The 18,756-nt window shown below is 55.9% G+C and carries 19 protein-coding genes; 10 read left to right on the top strand and 9 right to left on the bottom strand.

The window, feature by feature from the left end:
* Positions 1-125 precede the first annotated feature (125 nt).
* From FFI95_RS03555 to FFI95_RS03540, 4 genes are all read left to right on the top strand, one after another.
* Positions 126-1,454: an MATE family efflux transporter gene (locus FFI95_RS03555; protein ID WP_144821014.1), complete on the top strand. Its 1,329-nt coding sequence runs from the start codon at positions 126-128 to the stop codon at positions 1,452-1,454.
* Positions 1,455-1,653: 199 nt separating this feature from the next.
* On the top strand, positions 1,654-2,307 hold the full coding sequence (locus FFI95_RS03550) for a hypothetical protein (protein ID WP_144821013.1): 654 nt from the start codon (positions 1,654-1,656) through the stop codon (positions 2,305-2,307).
* 39 nt (positions 2,308-2,346) lie between these two features.
* Positions 2,347-2,574 carry a DUF1653 domain-containing protein gene (locus FFI95_RS03545; protein ID WP_144821012.1) on the top strand — a complete coding sequence of 76 codons (228 nt, stop codon included), beginning with the start codon at positions 2,347-2,349 and terminating at the stop codon, positions 2,572-2,574.
* Positions 2,575-2,691: 117 nt separating this feature from the next.
* The gene (locus FFI95_RS03540) at positions 2,692-4,014 is read left to right on the top strand and encodes a Na+/H+ antiporter family protein (RefSeq protein ID WP_144821011.1); all 1,323 of its coding nucleotides are present in this window, start codon (positions 2,692-2,694) and stop codon (positions 4,012-4,014) included.
* Between the two features lie 34 nt (positions 4,015-4,048).
* Here the strand turns inward: FFI95_RS03540 and FFI95_RS03535 are convergent, their stop codons facing one another.
* Both FFI95_RS03535 and prlC read right to left on the bottom strand, forming a co-directional pair.
* Positions 4,049-4,300 (bottom strand): YheV family putative zinc ribbon protein, encoded by a 252-nt coding sequence (locus FFI95_RS03535; RefSeq protein WP_144821010.1) that lies wholly within the window; start codon positions 4,298-4,300, stop codon positions 4,049-4,051.
* Positions 4,301-4,357: 57 nt separating this feature from the next.
* Positions 4,358-6,403 (bottom strand): oligopeptidase A, encoded by a 2,046-nt coding sequence (prlC, locus tag FFI95_RS03530; RefSeq protein WP_144821009.1) that lies wholly within the window; start codon positions 6,401-6,403, stop codon positions 4,358-4,360.
* Positions 6,404-6,615: 212 nt separating this feature from the next.
* Here prlC and FFI95_RS03525 point away from each other — a divergent pair, with 212 nt between their 5' ends.
* Together FFI95_RS03525 and FFI95_RS03520 are read left to right on the top strand one after the other, a co-directional pair.
* Positions 6,616-7,155 carry a gamma carbonic anhydrase family protein gene (locus FFI95_RS03525; RefSeq protein WP_144821008.1) on the top strand — a complete coding sequence of 180 codons (540 nt, stop codon included), beginning with the start codon at positions 6,616-6,618 and terminating at the stop codon, positions 7,153-7,155.
* A 164-nt stretch (positions 7,156-7,319) separates the two neighbouring features.
* A complete protein-coding gene (locus FFI95_RS03520; RefSeq protein ID WP_144821007.1) occupies positions 7,320-7,769 on the top strand; it encodes an Hsp20/alpha crystallin family protein in 450 nt (149 codons plus the stop codon).
* A gap of 83 nt (positions 7,770-7,852) precedes the next feature.
* Here FFI95_RS03520 and FFI95_RS03515 read toward each other — a convergent pair whose 3' ends face one another.
* From FFI95_RS03515 to FFI95_RS03485, 7 genes are all read right to left on the bottom strand, one after another.
* Positions 7,853-8,626 carry an OmpA family protein gene (locus FFI95_RS03515; protein WP_246069354.1) on the bottom strand — a complete coding sequence of 258 codons (774 nt, stop codon included), beginning with the start codon at positions 8,624-8,626 and terminating at the stop codon, positions 7,853-7,855.
* Positions 8,627-8,690: 64 nt separating this feature from the next.
* Positions 8,691-9,464, bottom strand: a complete 774-nt coding sequence (locus tag FFI95_RS03510) for a MotA/TolQ/ExbB proton channel family protein (protein ID WP_144821005.1) — start codon at positions 9,462-9,464, stop codon at positions 8,691-8,693.
* Between the two features lie 62 nt (positions 9,465-9,526).
* Positions 9,527-10,354 (bottom strand): shikimate dehydrogenase, encoded by an 828-nt coding sequence (gene aroE, locus FFI95_RS03505; RefSeq protein WP_144821004.1) that lies wholly within the window; start codon positions 10,352-10,354, stop codon positions 9,527-9,529.
* 13 nt (positions 10,355-10,367) lie between these two features.
* Positions 10,368-11,294: an oxygen-dependent coproporphyrinogen oxidase gene (gene hemF, locus FFI95_RS03500; RefSeq protein ID WP_144821003.1), complete on the bottom strand. Its 927-nt coding sequence runs from the start codon at positions 11,292-11,294 to the stop codon at positions 10,368-10,370.
* 8 nt (positions 11,295-11,302) lie between these two features.
* Positions 11,303-11,875, bottom strand: coding sequence for an L-threonylcarbamoyladenylate synthase type 1 TsaC (tsaC, locus tag FFI95_RS03495; protein WP_144821002.1), 573 nt, complete (start codon positions 11,873-11,875; stop codon positions 11,303-11,305).
* A 45-nt stretch (positions 11,876-11,920) separates the two neighbouring features.
* Positions 11,921-13,045 carry a DNA-processing protein DprA gene (dprA, locus tag FFI95_RS03490; protein ID WP_144821001.1) on the bottom strand — a complete coding sequence of 375 codons (1,125 nt, stop codon included), beginning with the start codon at positions 13,043-13,045 and terminating at the stop codon, positions 11,921-11,923.
* A 62-nt stretch (positions 13,046-13,107) separates the two neighbouring features.
* Positions 13,108-14,127, bottom strand: coding sequence for a LysM peptidoglycan-binding domain-containing protein (locus FFI95_RS03485; RefSeq protein ID WP_144821000.1), 1,020 nt, complete (start codon positions 14,125-14,127; stop codon positions 13,108-13,110).
* 328 nt (positions 14,128-14,455) lie between these two features.
* Between FFI95_RS03485 and def the strand changes: the two genes are divergently transcribed.
* From def to trkA, 4 genes are all read left to right on the top strand, one after another.
* A complete protein-coding gene (gene def / locus FFI95_RS03480; RefSeq protein ID WP_144820999.1) occupies positions 14,456-14,959 on the top strand; it encodes a peptide deformylase in 504 nt (167 codons plus the stop codon).
* A 94-nt stretch (positions 14,960-15,053) separates the two neighbouring features.
* A complete protein-coding gene (fmt, locus tag FFI95_RS03475) occupies positions 15,054-15,989 on the top strand; it encodes a methionyl-tRNA formyltransferase (protein ID WP_144820998.1) in 936 nt (311 codons plus the stop codon).
* Position 15,990: 1 nt separating this feature from the next.
* Complete coding sequence (gene rsmB / locus FFI95_RS03470) at positions 15,991-17,292, top strand: 16S rRNA (cytosine(967)-C(5))-methyltransferase RsmB (RefSeq protein ID WP_144820997.1); 1,302 nt, start codon at positions 15,991-15,993, stop codon at positions 17,290-17,292.
* Positions 17,289-18,665 carry a Trk system potassium transporter TrkA gene (gene trkA, locus FFI95_RS03465; RefSeq protein WP_144820996.1) on the top strand — a complete coding sequence of 459 codons (1,377 nt, stop codon included), beginning with the start codon at positions 17,289-17,291 and terminating at the stop codon, positions 18,663-18,665. Before rsmB ends, trkA begins: the two co-directional genes overlap by 4 nt.
* Positions 18,666-18,756: the final 91 nt, after the last annotated feature.

Genomic DNA, 18,756 nt, shown 5'->3' with positions numbered 1-18,756 from the left:
AAGTCCAGGGTGAAAGCCTGCTTACAGATACAATCACGTTGAGTATAGACAGGGATCAAAAAAAGACTAAAAAGCCCATTAAATCTATATCATCTAAAACTGGTTTTTTAGGAATTTAATCGCATATGACATTCAAACTGTCGGTCACAGACCGGCGCTTATGGGCCCTGGCCTGGCCATTGATGCTTACCAACCTGACCGTGCCATTGCTGGGTCTGGTGGATACCGCCGTACTGGGACACCTGGAAAGCCCTGAGTACCTGGGGGCCGTAGCGGTTGGCGCTAACCTGTTCAGCATTCTGTACTGGACATTCGGTTTCATGCGCATGGGAACAACAGGGCTTGCTGCTCAGGCATGGGGCAGGCGCGACAGCTTTAATCAGGTTGCTCTGTTATTACGCTCAGTGGTTTTGGCGGTCGGCATTGGCCTGTTGCTGATTCTCGCCCATCAACCTCTGATCCGCATCGGGCTGACCCTTATGGACCCAAGCGCGGGGGTAACGGAGCTTGCGGCCGAGTACGCCGCCATTCGCATCTGGAGCGCCCCCGCCGTGCTGTGTCAGTACACCCTGGTTGGCTGGCTGATCGGCACCCAGTTCCCTCGCGGGCCCATGATCATGCTGATTGTGGCCAATGGCCTGAATATCGTGCTGGATGTTTTGTTTGTGACCGTGTTGGGGTGGAACAGCCGGGGTGTGGCGATTGCAACGGTGATCGCTGAATATGGTGCTGCCATTATCGGCTTTGCCATCGTCCTGAACCGTATGCCCGAAGGGCAGCGCCTGACCCGGGCGCTGATCGGTACCCTGGCAGACTATCTGGCGATCCTGCAGGTGAATCGCTACATAATGGTGCGCACCATAGCCCTGCTGCTGGTGCTCGCATTTTTTACCGCCCAGGGGGCTCGTCAGGGCGATACCATACTGGCCGCTAATGCGGTTCTGATTACGTTTCTGCTGTTGATTTCGAATGCGCTCGACGGTTTTGCCAATGCTGCAGAAGCACTGATTGGTGAGTCCATCGGCAAAGGCAGCCGCAAACGTTTCCTCGTGGTGTTCCGCTGCGCCTTGCGCTGGTCGCTCCTCGGCTCCCTGTTGCTGACCATTCTGTTCGTTGCCGGTGGCCGTGGTCTGGTTGCGCTGCTGACCGGTATTGAAGAAGTGCGCACCACTGCCTGGCAGTACCTGCCTTGGTTATGGTTACTGCCTTTTGCTTCTGTGTGGGGATTTTTGTTTGACGGGGTATTCATTGGCGCTACCCGTACCCGTGATATGCAGAACACCATGCTTTTCTCGGCTCTGGTGGTGTTTGCCCCTGTCTGGTGGCTGACCACAGGCTGGGGCAACCACGGCTTATGGTTTTCTCTCATCTGTCTGATGCTGGCCCGCGCTCTGAGCATGGGCTGGCTCTGCTGGTCACATACTCGTCACGACCGTTGGTTCAGTGCCCGATAGTCACGATTCACTTGGTTACATTAACTGACAGATGGTAAATCGCAGCATGAAGAATCTCGTCTACACTTGTCAGAAATGACGGGCGTTTTCTGATGGCAAGTGTCAGTGGCCAGCCGCAGTACCAGTGCCCGGCTAAACTCTGCCCTCTACAGGAGACGCCTTGCGACCTCAATTTTTTCAGACACCGGCAAGCCATCAAATGACTCCACAGGCAGTTCTAGAGATCATTGATCACGCGCGGCGCAAGGAGGCACGCTCGGGAACGTTTCTGAAGCAGCTGCATGACAAGGCAGCTTCGTTGCCTTCGGCCATTCATTTTGAAGGGGACGGGCGTCCGGCCGCCTGTCTGTTCCAGTTTGCCATCGAATACATAGAGATGGCACCCCGGCTCATTGAATGCGTCGACACCTGTGCCCGGGAAGCCGGCACGGCGCAGCTGTTCGATCCGTTTGTCAAAGCTGCAATCGGTTATTTCACCAGGCCATCGGCACTGCTGTTACACTATGCAGGCCTTGATGGTCTGCTCATACGCGCCTATCTTTGCCACCGTTTGATGGAGGAAATGCACGAAAACAACCACTCCATCCGCAGCGGCGGGCTCGTAGACATAGAGGCAACCCGCGCAAACCTGCTGGTACATGAGCTGATTGGTGAGCCTTTTGCAAACGAGCTGGATGACTCAATCACGGTCACCGTGCTACAGATAGCCGGCACACCGGATTATTACGAACTCAACCTCAACCCCTTCGTGGAACAGGTGAATAATGACACCTGGGACTGGATGCGTCGCTACTGGGAAAACCTGCTGGTGCGCAATCATATCCGGTTTTCCCTGGGGTCAGGCAGGGCCTGATCTGACTGCAAAAACCACTCACAAACCCAGAGATTTCCCATGAAAGAATCTGCAACCGTCCAGCCAGGCCGATACCGGCACTACAAAGGCAACGATTACGAGGTTATAGGCACCGCCCGCCACAGTGAGACGGAAGAAAAACTCGTAGTCTACCGCTGCCTGTACGGCGACTACAGCTTATGGGTACGCCCTCTGAGCATGTTTTGCGAAAGCGTTAACATAGCGGGAGAACAGGTTCCACGGTTTGCGCGCATTGACGAGAACTGACGGCAGGCACAAGCCCTTTGACTAAAGTGGCCAATTACTGCACATTACCGCGTTTTTAAACAGCCCGACTTCGAAAGAAGACCGGATAACCCAAAACCTGTGCCCGGAGTTTTTCCAATGAATGCCGTCGTTGCCGCGGTGCTGATCATGCTCGTTCTGAGTCTGGCTCGCATCCACGTAGTTGTAGCTCTTATTGTAGGTGCCGTCTCGGGCGGCCTGATTGCCGGATTATCACTGGAGGCGACCATTGAGGCGTTCAATAACGGCCTGGGTGGAGGCGCAACCGTCGCATTGTCCTACGCTACTCTGGGCGCTTTCGCCGTTGCGATCGGAAAATCCGGTCTGGCCCATGCGCTGGCAGACAAGACCCTGACCATGGTGGGGCAGCAGAAAAACAATACGGCCGCCAAGGGCGTACGTTACATGATCATCGGCGCTCTGGTACTCATTGCCCTGTCTTCACAGAATATTCTGCCGATTCACATCGCATTTATACCGCTGGTCGTGCCGCCCATGCTCTATGTGATGGCGAAACTGAAAATGGATCGCCGTCTTGTCGCCTGTGCACTCACATTCGGCCTTATTACGCCGTATATGTTCCTGCCCATTGGCTTTGGTGGCATTTATCTGAACGAAATCCTGATGGCTAAAATCAGTGCCAACGGCGGCGAAACGGAAGGCCTGAGTGTTATGCACGCTATGGCACTGCCGGCACTGGGCATGCTCTGCGGTCTGCTGGTCGCAATCTTCTTTACCTATCGCGGCAACCGTGAATACGACCTCGACACCATCACCCGCACAGAACGGGTCAATGTGTCCTACAGTCCCGGTACCCTGATCATGGCGCTGGCCGCTATTGTGGTCGCTTTCGTGGTTCAGCTGTGGCTGGGCTCAATGATTCTCGGGGCACTGGCAGGCTTTCTGCTTTTCAACCTTTCCGGAGTGGTAAAATGGAAAGAGGCGGACGACCTGTTCACGGAAGGCATGAAAATGCTGGCCATGATCGGGTTTATCATGATCACCGCCTCCGGTTTTGCAGAAGTCATGCGTGAAACCGGCGAGATTACCACCCTGGTACAAAGCTCTGTCGATCTTATTGGCAGCAATAAGCCCATGGCGGCCCTGCTGATGCTTCTGGTGGGCCTGATGATTACTCTGGGTATCGGCTCTTCATTCTCAACCATCCCCATCATTGCGGCCCTGTACGTACCACTGGCACTGGAAATGGGCTTCAGCTCACTTGCGATTGTTGCCCTGGTCGGTACTGCAGGCGCACTGGGGGACGCCGGCTCTCCGGCCTCTGATTCCACCCTCGGCCCCACCGCCGGTCTGAACGTAGATGGCCAGCACAACCACATCTGGGATTCTGTGGTGCCCACGTTCCTGCACTACAACCTGCCGTTGCTTGGCTTTGGGTGGCTGGCCGCTATGGTTCTCTGAGTACAGCCAGGCCCCGGGGGCTTCGAGGGCGTGGTTAGTCCTCACCCCCAGCCTTAAAAAAAACAACCTGCTTCACTGTATGGTCGTCTTTGTTATCACGCTGATTAACCCGGGTATCCAGCTCCGGATTTACCGGCTGTCCGCTATCGGACATGGCATCGGTAAAACCACAGGCCACACACTCGCGAATCTGCTCACCCTCATCGTCGGTAAACATCATGATTTTGTCCATCTCCGCACAGCGGGGACAAACTGCACCGGCTATAAATCGTTTCGGGGTCGCCATACTATAACTCCAGAATAAATGGCTCCGGTGGCGGTCACCACCACCGGAGCGGTTAAATCAGGCCGCTTCGTCCGTGATGCCGGTCTGTCTCAGCAAAGCATCCACCGCCGGCTCACGGCCGCGGAACGCTTTGAACAGCTCCATAGGCTCCTGTGACCCGCCTTTTTCCAGAATGTTCTGCAAAAACGCCTTACCGGTTTCGGAATCAAAAATCCCGTTTTCCTCAAAAAGCGAGAAGGCATCCGCCGCCAGCACCTCCGCCCACTTGTAACTGTAGTAGCCGGCAGCGTAGCCGCCTGCGAAGATGTGCGCGAACGCATTCGGGAAGCGGTTGAACTCGGGCGCATCCACCACCGCAATAGATTCACGGACTTTCCGATGCATCTCCAGCGGATTAGTCGGCGCCTCTTCGGTGAACTCCGCATGCAGGCGGAAATCGAACAGCGAAAACTCCAGCTGTCGCACCATAGCCATACCCGACTGAAAGTTTTTCGCCGCAAGCAGTTTCTGCAGCAGATCCTCTGGCAACGGCTCTCCGGTTTCATGGTGGCTGGCAATCAGCGCCAGGGAGTCACGGTTCCAGCACCAGTTCTCCAGGAACTGGCTGGGCAGCTCGACAGCATCCCAGGCCACACCGTTAATGCCGGAAACGTCCATAACATCAACCTGGGTCAGCATATGATGCAGCCCGTGACCAAACTCATGGAACAGGGTGGTCACTTCGTCATGGGTCAGAAGTGAGGGCTTGTTGTTCACCGGCGGTGTGAAGTTGCAGGTAAGGAAAGCAACCGGCAGCTGCAACTGGCCACGCAGGTTGCGCCAGCGCACCCGGCAATCCGCCATCCAGGCTCCACCGCGCTTGCCCTGCCGGGCAAACAGATCAAGGTAGAACCAGGCGATCGGCTCACCGTTACGGCTGATGCAGTAGGCTGTTGCATCTTCGTGCCAGGTTTCAACCTCCGGCCTGGCCTCAATCTGAATACCGAACAGTTTTTCAGCCACCCTGAACAGACCCGGTACCACTTTATCCACAGGGAACCAGGGGCGAAGGGTTTCCGGCGAAATATCGTAGCGCTTCTGGCGCAGTTTCTCGCTGTAATACCCTATATCCCAGGCCTGCATCTCATCGAGGCCATGTTCATCTTTTGCGAAGGCTTTGAGTTCGGCGAACTCGTTGAGGGCTACAGGCCTGGACTTGGCGGCCAGTTCATTCAGGAAACCCATGACCTCGTCGGTATCCCGGGCCATTTTTTCGGCCAGCGAACGCTCGGCGTAGTTATTAAAGCCCAGCAGTTTCGCCATGGTATGCCGGCGCTTGAGTATCTCTGCCATGACTTGGGTGTTATCCCAGGTGCCCGCGTCCGGGCCTACATCAGACGCGCGGGTAACAAAGGCCTCATAGACTTCCCGACGCAGTTCCCGGTTGTCGCAGTATGTCATAACCGGGAAAAAGCTGGGAAAGTCCAGGGTGATCACGTAACCATCCAGCTCCTTTTCGTGCGCGGCCTGCTTTGCCCCCTCAATGGCGGTTTCCGGCACACCTGCGAGCTCATCCGGGTCGGTTATGTGCTTGTACCAGTTCTGGGTCGCATCCAGCACGTTATCACTGAATTTGTTGGACAACTCTGCCAACTCACGGGACAGGGCAGCATACTGTTTTTTCTCATCCTCGGGCAGGTCTACACCCCCAAGGTGAAAGTCTCTCAGCGTGTTTTCCACAGCCTTGCGCTGGGCCTGGCTCAGTTCCTTGTAATCATCCCTGGCGGCGAGCTTTTTGTAGGCATCACACAGGGCAGTGTTCTGACTGATTTCAGTGCTGTAAACAGTCAGTTTTTCCAGGCAGTTTTTGTAAACCTTACGCAAGTCATCGTTGTTCATGACGCCGTTAAGGTGGGAGATAACTGACCAGGCATTGCTCAGGCGGTTTTCCAGCGCTTGCATGGGCTGTACCAGAGTATCCCAGTCCGGGTCTTCATTCTGGGCCAGGCTCTCTATTTTCACGCGGTTTTCGCTGAGAATCTGGTCAATGGCGGTTTCCATGTGCTCGGTACGCACATGATCAAACCTGGGTAGCAGGTCATCGGTCAGTAGCGGGTTGTTCATTTCGTTCCCTTCTCAGCAGTTCAAATGTCAGGTAACTTCGTTTATATCAAACATTGGGGGAAGGCGTCTGCGTAGAGGCTTTGCCAAAACACGCTCCTTGCGGCACATCCGTGTGACGCTTGGGCTCCGCCATCCCTGGCTCCGCACAGTTTTGGCAAAGCCTCTACGCAGACGCCACCAACTCATGTGAAAATGCAACTAAGGTATATGTAATGACGAATGTACGTTCTCACAAGGGTACCACGCCAGATTTAGGTGCGCGCACTCTGGTGGATCCCAGTGCAGTGGTGATCGGTGATGTTAAAACCGGTGACGATTGCTCCATATGGCCGATGACGGTGGTGCGGGGCGATATGCACACAATCCGCATCGGCGATCGTTGCAGCATTCAGGACGGTTCGGTGCTGCATATTACCCATGCCAGTGACTATAACCCCGGTGGCTACCCGCTTACCCTGGGCGACGATGTCACCGTGGGGCACAAGGCTTTGCTGCATGGCTGCACCATTGGTAGCCGTGTGCTGGTGGGCATGGGCTGCATCATTATGGATGGGGCAGTGGTCGAAGATGAAGTGATTGTGGCTGCAGGCTGCCTGGTACCGCCAGGAAAGACACTGGAGTCCGGCCATCTTTACGTGGGGTCCCCATGCAAGAAGGCTCGGGCTTTGACGGACAATGAGCGCTCTTTTTTCGCATACACTGCAGCCAACTATGTAAAGCTCAAGGATGACTACCTGGCGGATCTCAAATAATAATTCCTGCAGGTAGCAGGACTTGAAAATCTATCAAGCGCTCATATATTCAAAAATAGCGGATGTTCACGGATATCCGGCCGGCATAAGCCGGAGCACGGAGCAGTTCCGGGAACGAAGCTGATTTTCAGGTTTCGTTTTCTATAAGAAAAGGAGGAGTTCTTATGAGCAATATTACCCGCTGGAACCCACTCAATGAGCTTGAAGAGTTGATGGGACGCTATAACCGGATGCTGGGTATGCCGCGCGCTGCCGGAGAGGGCAAAGACCTGTTCAGTCGCAGTGACTGGGCACCCGCCGTTGACATCAAGGAAACGGATGATGCTTTTACCATTGAGGCTGAACTGCCCGGCATGGAAAAGAAAGACGTAAAAGTAAGTGTGCACGAAGGCGTTTTGTCTATTGAAGGTGAGCGCAAGCACGAAGAAGAGTCCAAGGACAAGAAAGTGCACCGTGTTGAACGCTATTACGGCAGCTTTGTGCGACGTTTCACGCTGCCCGATAATGTCGATGAAAACAGTGTAAAAGCTAACTTCAAGGATGGCCTTCTGACACTGACACTGCAAAAGGCCGAACCCAAAGAGCCGAAAGCTATTGAGGTTGATATCGAGTAATTCTGCGCGATCCTCGGAAGCGCTTTAATTCAGGCCGGGAGTCAGCTCCCGGCCGACATGGCCTCAGCATTCAAAGATGTAAGTCAGGGCAAAATCTCAACCGGCAGATCACTGGCCGGGACCGACGCATTGCACTTTGGGTCTCGAATCGCTATCTCTACGCGGCGGTTCAAGGCGCGGTTCTCGGCTGAATCATTCGGGGCCAGCGGGTTGGTCTCCGCACGACCAGCGGCGACCACACGCTCTGCAGGTACCTGCCGACTCATAACCAATTCATGCACGACAGACACGGCACGGGCCGCAGAAAGATCCCAGTTTGACCGGTACCGGCTGCTGGAAATAGGCCGGTCGTCTGTGTAGCCGGAAACCAGCACATCCCCCGTACAGCCGGCCAGTACATTCACAACACGCTCAACAATGGGGATCATTTCCGGCTTGATTGCTGCTTTTCCCGACTCGAAGGTGGCTTCCTCGGAAAACCGGATCACCACTTGTTTCCGGTCGTAATTGATACTGAGCATTCCCGACGCGACTTCACTTTCCAGCTCCCGGATCATCCGGCTGCTCAACTCTATAACGCCTTCAGAAACCGCTGTTTCGTCAGGCGTTACTGGCTGTTCCTCGATAAACTCCGGCTCCCGGGCCTGGGACTCCGTTGGTTCCGGCAGGGAGACGGTGTCTGACTCCACCAGGGTAATGGGCGAGCCCCCGATACCCTCCGCCAGGACATTGGAGGACCCAAGCGCCACAGACATGGAATTAGCCATTGCCTTGTATTTTTCAATGTCCGTTTCCGCAAAGGACAGCAGCAGTATGAAAAACGTCAACAGCAGCGTGGTGAGGTCCGCAAAGGTCACGATCCACGCCGGTGTCTGCCTTTTCTGCCGCGGCTTTCGGCCTTGGGACGTAACTCGCAAAGCCTCAGGTCTCCCGCTCCGGTGTGAGCCGGGTACGCTGGTCAGGCGTTACAAAGGAGGAGAGTAACTCGGTCATTACTTTGGGATTTTCTCCACCCATAATACTGCGCATGGAGGTCGTAATCAGAACCTGGTTACGGCTTTCATCTTCTGCCTTGAGCTGAAGCTTGTCTGCCAGTGGTAAGGCAATCAGTTGCGCAATAAACGCGCCATAAAGGGTTGTTAATAGTGCAACGGCCATTGCCGGCCCAATCGACGCCGGATCATCCAGAGAGTTGAGCATCTGCACAAGACCGACCAATGTGCCCAGCATCCCGATAGCAGGCGCAGACTCGCCAATGCCCCGAAACACCCTTTCTGCTACTTCATAGCGCTCTGCCATCTGCCTGGAATCCTGCGCCAGTGCCTCTTCAACAAGCTCCGGCATATGGCCATCCACACACAGGTTAATGGCTTTTTGCAGAAACGCATTACTGGTCTGGTGGTTTTCCAGCCCCAGAATTCCTTCTTTGCGCACTACCTGTGCCAGCTCCCCTACCTCGCGAATCAGTGCTTCAGGGCGCTCAACCCTATCCGTAAAGGCTGCGCTCAGTGCCAACCGAAAGGCGCTGGTCACAGAGGACATCCGGAACTTTACGAGTGTGACAGCGAAAGTGCCGCCCAGAACAATCGCAAGCCCCGGAAGGTTCAGGAAGGTTATAAGTGAGGCGTTCGCCAGCATTGCCATAATGACAATAAATATGCCGGCGACAAGCCCTACCAAGGTTAGAATATCCATGCTCAGCCCTTACGGATTGCCTTTATAAATGCTGGCCTCCAAAGCACGCCGGCGCCAGATTTTCAGTCATTACGCAGCATCTCTATGACCGGTATGGTTTCCGGACGCACGCCACGCCATATCCGGAACGATTCCGCGGCCTGTTCAACCAGCATGCCCAGGCCATCAACCACGCGCACCGCTCCGTTATCCAGGGCCCACTGGTTGAACGTGGTTGTCTGCAATGAATACATCATGTCATAAACCACTGTATCAGCAGAAATGATCCCGGCATTCAGAGGTGGCAGGTCTCCCTGCAGACTGGCACTGGTACCATTGATCACGACATCGAACGGCTGATCCGGCTCATCAAACCCACAGGCGCTCAGCTGTGTGGTTCCGGCTTCATCCGCAAACAGGGCGGCCAGGGCATTGGCTTTAGCCTCGGTGCGGTTTGCGATCGTCAGACTGGCGGGCTCCTGGGCAAGCAGGGGGCCAAGTACGCCCCGTACTGCACCACCGGCCCCCAGAATCAGTATCCGGGCGTTTTTGAGCTGAACGCCATGGCTAACAGACAGGTCCTGAACCAGCCCCTGACCATCGGTATTGTCAGCCACCAGCAGGCCCTGATCGTTCAGGTACAGGGTGTTGGCTGCACCGGCTTTCTCTGCCCTGTCAGCGCGCTGATCTGCCAGCTGCCAGGCCTGCTCCTTGAAAGGAACGGTCACGTTCAGCCCTTTGCCACCCTTGCGGAAAAACCGGTGCACCGTTTCAGCAAACCCATCCAGTGGCGCCTGTATCGCTGTATACTCCACAGACTCACCCGTCTGGCTTGCAAATACGCTGTGGATTCTGGGCGACTTGCTGTGGCTTATGGGATGGCCCACCACGGCATAAAGTTCATTGCTCATTACGTTCCCCTGTTTACTCCGGCTCACCGGCCAGCCAGTCGCGCCCGGTGAGAAAGTGCTCTGTAAGCCGCGCTTCTTCGCTGCCGGCTTCCGGTACCCGGTTATAATCCCAGCGCACCAGAGGCGGTAGAGACATCAGAATGGACTCGGTGCGCCCTCCCGATTGCAGGCCGAACAGAGTGCCCCGGTCATACACCAGGTTAAACTCAACATACCGCCCGCGCCGGTACAACTGAAAGTCCCTCTCGCGCTCACCATAGGCGCAGTCCATTCGACGCCGCACAATGGGCTCATACGCTTCGATATAACTGTCACCAACGGATTTCATGAACCCGAAATCCTGCTCAAAATCTCCGGTATTGTGGTCATCGAAGAACAGCCCGCCGACCCCCCGGGGTTCATCCCGGTGGCGCAGGTAAAAATAGTCATCGCACCAGTCTTTATACCGGCGATACACTTCCTCACCAAATGGCTCACAAGCGGATCTGGCGGTTTTGTGCCAGTGTACGCAATCCTCATCAAAGCCATAATAGGGGGTCAGGTCATACCCCCCACCAAACCAGTAAACCGGCTTGCCATCCTCCGGCGTGGCGATGAAAAACCTTACGTTAGCGTGTGAGGTAGGCACATACGGATTGTTCGGGTGAATCACCAGGGAGACGCCCATCGCTTGCCAGGATGCACCCGCCAGGTGAGGGCGGTGTGCGGTGGCTGAGGCTGGCATAGTCGCGCCCATCACATGGGAAAAATTGACGCCGCCTTTTTCAAAGAGACGACCATCACTGATCACCCGGCTGATACCACCGCCACCTTCCGGGCGATCCCATGAATCACGGGCAAACTGTGCACCGTCTTCCAGCGCTTCCAGGCGCTGGCATATGGTCTCCTGCAAGCCGAGCAGGTATTGCTTAACCGCCTGGCTGTCGGGTTGCTGTGGCATGAACTCTCCTAACGAAGCTGTTTACCGCTGACAATATCAATAATACGACTGGGTTTGTGATTACCACCCAACTCGCCCGGCACAATATAATCAAGCTGATTATTAAAATAGCAGCGAACCTGTGCAGCATCACGTGCCGGTTCTTGCCCGGCTGGATTGCAGGAAGTGGAAACCAGAGGCATACCGGCGCTGTCACACAAGGCTTTGACCACAGGGTGCTCACTGACCCTTACCGCAATCGAGTTGTGGCTGCCGCGCACCCAGTCAGGCGTCTGCCGGTTGATGTCCGGTATCAGGCAGGTAACCGGGCCAGGCCAGTGACTCAGTGCCTGCTGCTGCAACTCTTCGGGCAATGGCGTCAGCAGAAAGCGGACCTGCTCAATGGAGGCGGCGACCAGAATTAACCCCTTATGCACAGGACGGCTCTTGAGCTCCAGAATGCGCCTCACTGCCTCGGAATTCCAGGGGTCACACCCCAGCCCCCAGACAGCCTCGGTCGGATAGGCGATAACGCCCCCTTTCTGAATAATGTTACGGACAAGCTCTCGTTGCTGGCGGTTTAGCGGATCAGGCGCTGCCATGTTGATGTTGTCAAACCATAAACGGGATGAATTAGCACACCGGGCTCAGGCGATTTTCAGGTAACCTCCGGGGGCAGAGCTCACCAACCCTTCAAGCTCAAGAAGCAGAAGCGACTGGACAAGCTGGTCGGCCGGAAGGCCGGTTGCCAGAGACAGTGCGTCAGTTGACTGGGGATCATACCCTAATGCCTCAAGCACCGCGATTTCCCGGCTGCCCAGCATGCTCTCCGGACCGGCTTCTGAAGCCGCCGACACTGTGTCTGAAGGCTGTGACCAGGCGGCGCCCAGCTCTTCCAGAATATCATCTACCCGGTCTACCAGCTGCGCTCCCTGCTTGATCAGGTAATGACACCCACGTGCGACCGGGCTGTGAATGGAGCCGGGAATGGCAAACACCTCACGCCCCTGTTCCAGCGCCATACGGGCCGTGATCAGGGAGCCGCTTTTCAGACCAGCTTCAACCACCAGGATCCCACGGCCCAGGCCACTGATGATGCGATTACGCTGGGGAAAATGAGCCGCTTTGGCGGGCGTTCCGGGTGGGTACTCGGAAACCATCAGGCCGTTTGCGATCACTCGCTCTCCGAGCCGGCGATGCTGGTTCGGATACATACGGTCAAGGCCACAACCTACAACCGCAATGGTTGCATGTCCGCTATCCAGAGCGCCGGCGTGGGCTGCACCGTCTATTCCTAAAGCCAGGCCACTGGTTATCAGCAGTCCCCACTCGCTGAGTTCTGCAGCAAAGCGACGGGCATGGTCGAGCCCCGCCGGCGTCGCGTTACGGCTGCCGATAATTCCTATTTGTTCGCGGCTCAACAAGCGAGTCTCACCCCGGGCGTACAGCACCAGAGGCGCATCGTGAATATGCCGGAGCACGTCCGGATAATCCGGGTGCTGCCAGTCAACAACAACAATCGAATGGCGCTTGCAGGCCTGCAGTACCTGCCGGGTGGCCTCGACACTGGTATTATTTTCATCCCGCCGCTGCCAGGCCAGAATGGAAGCTACGGCTTCACCACCCAACCCGAGCGCGCGCAGGGTCGCTGGATTTTTATCAAGCAGCTCCGTGAGATCCGGTACGGATTCGAGCAGAGCCCGTCGCCGGACACGACCGAAGCCGGGCAGACAGGTCAGAAATACCCATTGTGCAGAAGAGGAAGAGTACACAGCATCATCCTTGAAAACAGCCGCCCGGGCCCTCCTGGCCCGGACTCTGGTGGGTCGGTGGTTCAGGGGTTGGTAATTTTGTCGCCGACAGAAAGCGGGCGGGTTGCCTGTAGGATCAGGCCATAGCTCATTTTTTCATACACCTGGAAAACCATCAGCAACCCGGCTCGCTCAGAGGGCAGCTCGATGGTTTCACTGGTTACCGGATCACGCACCAGGTTGCCGCGCTTGAGCACGGCCATTACATTACCTGCCTTCAGGTTTTCCCGGCTGCCGCGGTTGATTGCGACCACATCGTACTGCCCGATCTGGGTGACACCGCCCTCAACAGATAGCATCTGGCCCTCAATCTCCTTATCCGGGGAGCTGGGCACAAAACTTGTCGTCAGACCGCGGTCTTCACTCACCAGTAAACGATCACCTATGCGTACTTCCTCACTGGAACTGGTCAGTTGGACTGTGAGCACATCCCCGTTTTCGGCGGCCACATCGCCACGGGCAATGCTGCGGGCTTCAAGACCAAGAAACTCTCCGGTCTCCGGATCAACAAACTCCTGGCTACGACGAAAGACGCCTACCTTTCTGGCAGGCTTTTCACCGCGGGCATACACTTTGTCACCGGCACCATTGATAATCCGGCTGTCTTCACCCTCAAGAATATAAGGCGCTTTGCTGATCAGCTCAGGGCTGACAATACGGGTATCGGACAGGAAACTGCTGATTGCATCCAGAGGGATAGCCGGAATAGGGGTATCGATACGCTCAGAGCGCACCTTTGGAGAAAGCTTCACAACCCCGCTAGTTGAGGCCACCTTGGTAATCCGGGGCTTACCGTCGATGTAAACCAGAGCAAGGCGGTCACCCGGATAAATCAGATGAGGGTTAGAAACCTGTGGATTCACATGCCAGATTTCCGGCCAGTACCAGGGGTTATCCAGAAAGCGCCCGGATATGTCCCAGAGTGTATCACCCTTCACTACCGTATAACGTTCAGGATGACCCTCCCGCAGTTCTGGTTCAGCGTGAGCCCAGGAAGCCGTTAGCAGCATGGTAGCTGCCAGAGCGTACAGCAGTTTCCTCATTATCTAAGTCCTTGATCCCGTGCCTTGATTCCAGGCATTCTGGTAAAAATATTAGCAGCCAGATGCAGCTTGTTGCGCAATTATGTGGGTTACTATAAAAGAATCTTCGCAGCTTGTGGTGTTATCTTTTGTTTTCATGGCCATTTGCAGGGCACTATTGATAGTTTCAGACAATCACCTGATCAGTTTGTAATCAATCACCAAATTGTTGGATAATGTACTTACAGAAACACACGGCTGCTTATCATAGTGTGAAAGGAACAATTTGCGCTCTACGCTGTCGCATTTCAGAGATAAGCCGCACACAGTTACAAAACAGAACCTATATATGATACTAGACATTCTCGAATACCCGGACCCTCGTCTGCGCACCATTGCCAGACCGGTTGAGGAAGTGACAGACGCCGACCGTACATTGATCGACGACATGTTCGAGACTATGTACGATGCGCCCGGTATTGGCCTGGCTGCTACTCAGGTGAACGTCCACAAACAGATCATCGTTATGGATCTGTCCGAGGACAAGAGTGAGCCAAGGGTGTTCATCAACCCCGAAGTCGAAGTACTGGATGGCGAACTCGAAGCCATGCAGGAAGGCTGCCTGTCGGTCCCCGGTTTTTACGAGGACGTGGAACGGGTTGAACACTGCATTGTCAGGGCGCTCGATCGCGATGGCAAACCGTTTGAGCTGGAAGCGCGCGGGCTACTGGCCGTGTGTATCCAGCACGAGATGGATCACCTGAATGGTAAGCTGTTCGTGGACTACCTGAGCAACCTCAAGCGCAACCGCATCCGCAAGAAGCTGGGTAAACTCCAGAAACAAACTGCATAATGAGTGCCCGCCAGGCGGGTAACGATTTGCAGCAGGCACAGGACCGGGCAAGGGCCCGGTCTTTTCGTATTCAACGAGACAGAGAACCAACACCGTGCGACTCGTTTTTGCCGGCACTCCGGATTTCGCAGCGACCGCTCTGAGAGCGCTTCTGAACACACACCACACCCTCGTAGGCGTGTACTCTCAGCCAGACCGGCCAGCTGGCAGAGGGCGCAAGCTCCAGCCCAGCCCTGTCAAACAGGTGGCACTGGATCATGGTATCCCGGTTTTTCAGCCCGAAAGCCTGAAAACCCCGGAGGCTCAACAAGAGCTCGCGAGCCTTCAGCCGGATGTCATGATTGTGGCGGCCTACGGGCTGATCCTGCCCCAGGCTATACTGGATATACCTGTCCACGGCTGCCTCAACATCCACGCATCGCTGCTACCACGCTGGCGCGGGGCTGCGCCTATCCAGCGCGCTATCGCCGCAGGCGATACTGAAACCGGCATTACCATCATGCAGATGGACAAAGGCCTGGATACCGGCGACATGCTGCTCAAGTCTGCAACCACCATTGATGCCAGCGATACCGGCGGCAGCCTTCACGACCGTCTGTCCATGCTGGGTGGCAACGCCATTATTAAAGCCCTGCGCCTGCTCGAGAAAGGCGAACTCCGGGGAGAAGCGCAGGATGATGCGCTCGCCTGTTACGCTCACAAACTGTCCAAGGAAGACGGGCATATCGACTGGTCACAGAGTGCGGTGACCATTGAGCGTATTATCCGTGCATTTAACCCCTGGCCCGGCACCTACACAAATCTTGAGCAACAACGCGTGCGGATTCTTGATGCCGTAACAACAGAAGAGCAAAGCCAGACACCGGCAGGGACTGTCATACGGCGGGAGCGGGAAGGTATTGATATTGCCTGTGGCGCCGGCACGCTACGGGTCACCCGGGTGCAACTGCCCGGATCCCGGGCCCAGAGCGTAAATGACCTGATAAACGGGGGTAAGCAACTGCTGCTTCCCGGACAGGAGCTGCACTGATATGGGCGACCACCAACAGCCCATGCGAGCCATTGCCGCCAGCGTCATGCTGGCGGTGGAAAGCGGCGACTCCCTGTCGCAATGCCTGCCTCCGGCTCTCCAGCGTCTGGAACTTAACGAACGCCCGGCGCTGCAGGCACTGTGCTACGGTACATGCCGCTGGTTTCACCGCCTTGATGGTGAGCTGGCCGGGCGTCTTAAAAAACCGCTCAAACGTTCTGACCGCATTGTTCACCATCTTATGCTGGTCGCCCTGTTTCAACTGAGGTTCAGCCAGCAAGCCAGCTACGCCATCCTCAATGAAACAGTAGAGGCGTGTCGCGCGCTTGGCAAACCTCACCTTACCGGTCTGGTCAACGGCGTTCTGCGTGCTGCCGAGCGTGAAGGTGCCCCGGAGCCGGCAAATGCCGCCAGCCGCTACAGTCACCCGGACTGGATGGTGGAAAAGCTGCGCCACAACTGGCCTGAAAGCTGGAAAGAAATCCTGGATGCCAATAACGCCCAGGCGCCAATGACACTGAGAGTGAACGCCTTGCGTTTCAGCCGCGAGACGTATCTGACCCTCTTGCAAGAGGCCGGAATAGAAGCCGCCCCTACCCGCTTTGCACCCCAGGGCATCCAGCTCAACCGCCCGGTACAGGTTGACCAGTTGCCCTGGTTTGCGGACGGTGCCGTCAGTGTTCAGGATGAAGCGGCGCAACTGTGTACAGGCTTACTGGACCTGGCTCCGGGGCAACGGGTTCTGGATGCCTGTGCCGCTCCCGGGGGCAAAACCTGCGCCATACTGGAAAGCCAGGCCGGACTGGCGGAGGTTGTGGCGATTGATGAGTCTGCCGCACGTCTGCCCCGGGTGCAGGAAAACCTGGACCGGCTCGACCTGAATGCCAGCCTGGTGCAGGCCGATGCCGCCGATACCGGACAGTGGTGGGATGGCCAGCTTTTTGACCGCATTCTGCTTGATGTCCCCTGCAGTGCCAGTGGTGTGATCCGTCGTAATCCGGACATAAAGCTGCTGCGTCGTGAAACCGATATTGTACCTCTGGCCGGTATACAGCTCGGGCTCCTGAAGGCCATGTGGGCCATTCTGCGACCGGGTGGGCGCCTGGTTTATGCAACCTGTTCTGTGTTCCCTCAGGAAAACCATCGTATAATTGAGAGGTTTCTTAAACATCAGGACGGTGCCATGCTTAATGAACCAGAGGTTCAATGGGGCAGAGATATGGGTGCGGGGCGCCAGCTTCTACCAGACCCGGGCAGCCATGACGGCTTTTTCTACGCCGTACTGGAGAAACCTGAGCTATGAAAATCCTGATCCTCGGTGCCGGCCAGGTGGGTGGCACACTGGCTGAAAACCTCGCCAGCGAAGCCAACGACATCACCGTTGTCGACACAGATGCTGTGCGCCTGCGAGAGCTACAGGACAGGCTTGATATCCGCACGGTTCAGGGCAAGGCATCCTATCCTACCGTACTGGATCAGGCAGATGCCGACGATGCTGACATGCTGATCGCTGTGACCAACAGTGATGAAACCAATATGGTCGCGTGTCAGATCGCCGCCATTCTGTACAGCACCCCCACCAAAATCAGCCGGGTCCGGGCCAGTGCCTATATCTCCAACCACAAGCTGTTTGGCAAGGAAGGCGGCTTTCCCATTGATGTGATGATCAGCCCGGAGCACCTGGTTACCCGGCACATAACGCGTCTGGTCGAGTACCCGGGGGCTTTACAGGTGCTGGAGTTTTCCAAGGGCCTGGTCAAGCTTGTCGCTATACGTGCAACCGAAGGCGGCCCTCTGGTTGGCCGTGAACTGTCTTATCTGCGCACCCACATGCCCCGGATTGAAACCCGCGTCGCCGCGATTTTCCGTAAAGACCGGGCCATCATGCCCCACGGCGATACCGTGCTTGAGGACGGTGACGAAGTGTTTTTTATCGCCGGCGCCAACCACATCCGCTCGGTGATGAGCGAGCTCCAGCCTCTGGTGAAAAACTATAAACGCGTGTTTATCTGTGGCGGCGGCAACATTGGCCAGCGCCTGGCACACACGCTGGAAAACCGCTATCAGGTTAAGCTTCTGGAGCGCAATCATGAGCGTTGCGTGCTGCTTTCCGAGAACCTGCGCAAAACCGTTGTGCTTGAAGGCAATGCGGCCGACAAGGATATCCTGCTGGAAGAGAACATCGAAAACACCGATGTGTTCTGTGCGGTTACCAACGATGATGAAGCCAACATTATGGCCTCTTTGCTGGCCAAGCGCCTGGGTGCCCGCAAGGTGTTCACCCTGATCAACAACCCCGATTATGTAGACCTGATTCAGGGGGGGGAGATTGATGTTGCAATATCACCGCAGCAAACCACCATCGGCAGTTTGCTCACGCATGTGCGCCGTGGCGACGTCGTAAACGTTCACTCACTGCGCAGAGGCGCGGCGGAAGCCATAGAAGCCATTGCCCATGGTGACCAGAAGTCCTCAAAAGTGGTTGGCAGGCGACTGGATGAAATCAACCTGCCCCAGGGCACAACCATTGGCGCCATCGTTCGCCATAACGAGGTACTGATTGCCCACAACCGCTTACGCATACAACCGGATGACCACGTTATCCTGTTCCTGGTAGACAAGTCCCGGGTACGGGAAGTGGAAAAGCTCTTCTCCGTAGGGCTGACTTTCTTCTAGTTCATTACCAATATCATGAAGGCTGCTTAGAAATACCGCCCGTGCGCGCGTATAATACAGCTTTTTTCCGAATGACCCTCTCGCGAGCGGC

This window comes from Marinobacter piscis (genome assembly GCF_007671655.1).
Lineage (GTDB): Bacteria > Pseudomonadota > Gammaproteobacteria > Pseudomonadales > Oleiphilaceae > Marinobacter > Marinobacter piscensis.
Note: the sequence above shows the minus strand (reverse complement) of the source record. Positions and strands in the feature narration are given on the sequence as shown.

Coding starts and splice junctions, on each gene's coding strand:
- FFI95_RS03545 (WP_144821012.1), top strand. CDS start 2,347: ATGAAAGAATCTGCAACCGTCCAGCCAGGCCGATACCGGCACTACAAA.
- FFI95_RS03535 (WP_144821010.1), bottom strand. CDS start 4,300: ATGGCGACCCCGAAACGATTTATAGCCGGTGCAGTTTGTCCCCGCTGT.
- FFI95_RS03510 (WP_144821005.1), bottom strand. CDS start 9,464: ATGGATATTCTAACCTTGGTAGGGCTTGTCGCCGGCATATTTATTGTC.
- hemF (WP_144821003.1), bottom strand. CDS start 11,294: ATGCCACAGCAACCCGACAGCCAGGCGGTTAAGCAATACCTGCTCGGC.
- FFI95_RS03540 (WP_144821011.1), top strand. CDS start 2,692: ATGAATGCCGTCGTTGCCGCGGTGCTGATCATGCTCGTTCTGAGTCTG.
- FFI95_RS03550 (WP_144821013.1), top strand. CDS start 1,654: ATGACTCCACAGGCAGTTCTAGAGATCATTGATCACGCGCGGCGCAAG.
- FFI95_RS03520 (WP_144821007.1), top strand. CDS start 7,320: ATGAGCAATATTACCCGCTGGAACCCACTCAATGAGCTTGAAGAGTTG.
- FFI95_RS03525 (WP_144821008.1), top strand. CDS start 6,616: ATGACGAATGTACGTTCTCACAAGGGTACCACGCCAGATTTAGGTGCG.
- aroE (WP_144821004.1), bottom strand. CDS start 10,354: ATGAGCAATGAACTTTATGCCGTGGTGGGCCATCCCATAAGCCACAGC.
- tsaC (WP_144821002.1), bottom strand. CDS start 11,875: ATGGCAGCGCCTGATCCGCTAAACCGCCAGCAACGAGAGCTTGTCCGT.
- FFI95_RS03485 (WP_144821000.1), bottom strand. CDS start 14,127: ATGAGGAAACTGCTGTACGCTCTGGCAGCTACCATGCTGCTAACGGCT.
- prlC (WP_144821009.1), bottom strand. CDS start 6,403: ATGAACAACCCGCTACTGACCGATGACCTGCTACCCAGGTTTGATCAT.
- FFI95_RS03555 (WP_144821014.1), top strand. CDS start 126: ATGACATTCAAACTGTCGGTCACAGACCGGCGCTTATGGGCCCTGGCC.
- rsmB (WP_144820997.1), top strand. CDS start 15,991: ATGGGCGACCACCAACAGCCCATGCGAGCCATTGCCGCCAGCGTCATG.
- trkA (WP_144820996.1), top strand. CDS start 17,289: ATGAAAATCCTGATCCTCGGTGCCGGCCAGGTGGGTGGCACACTGGCT.
- def (WP_144820999.1), top strand. CDS start 14,456: ATGATACTAGACATTCTCGAATACCCGGACCCTCGTCTGCGCACCATT.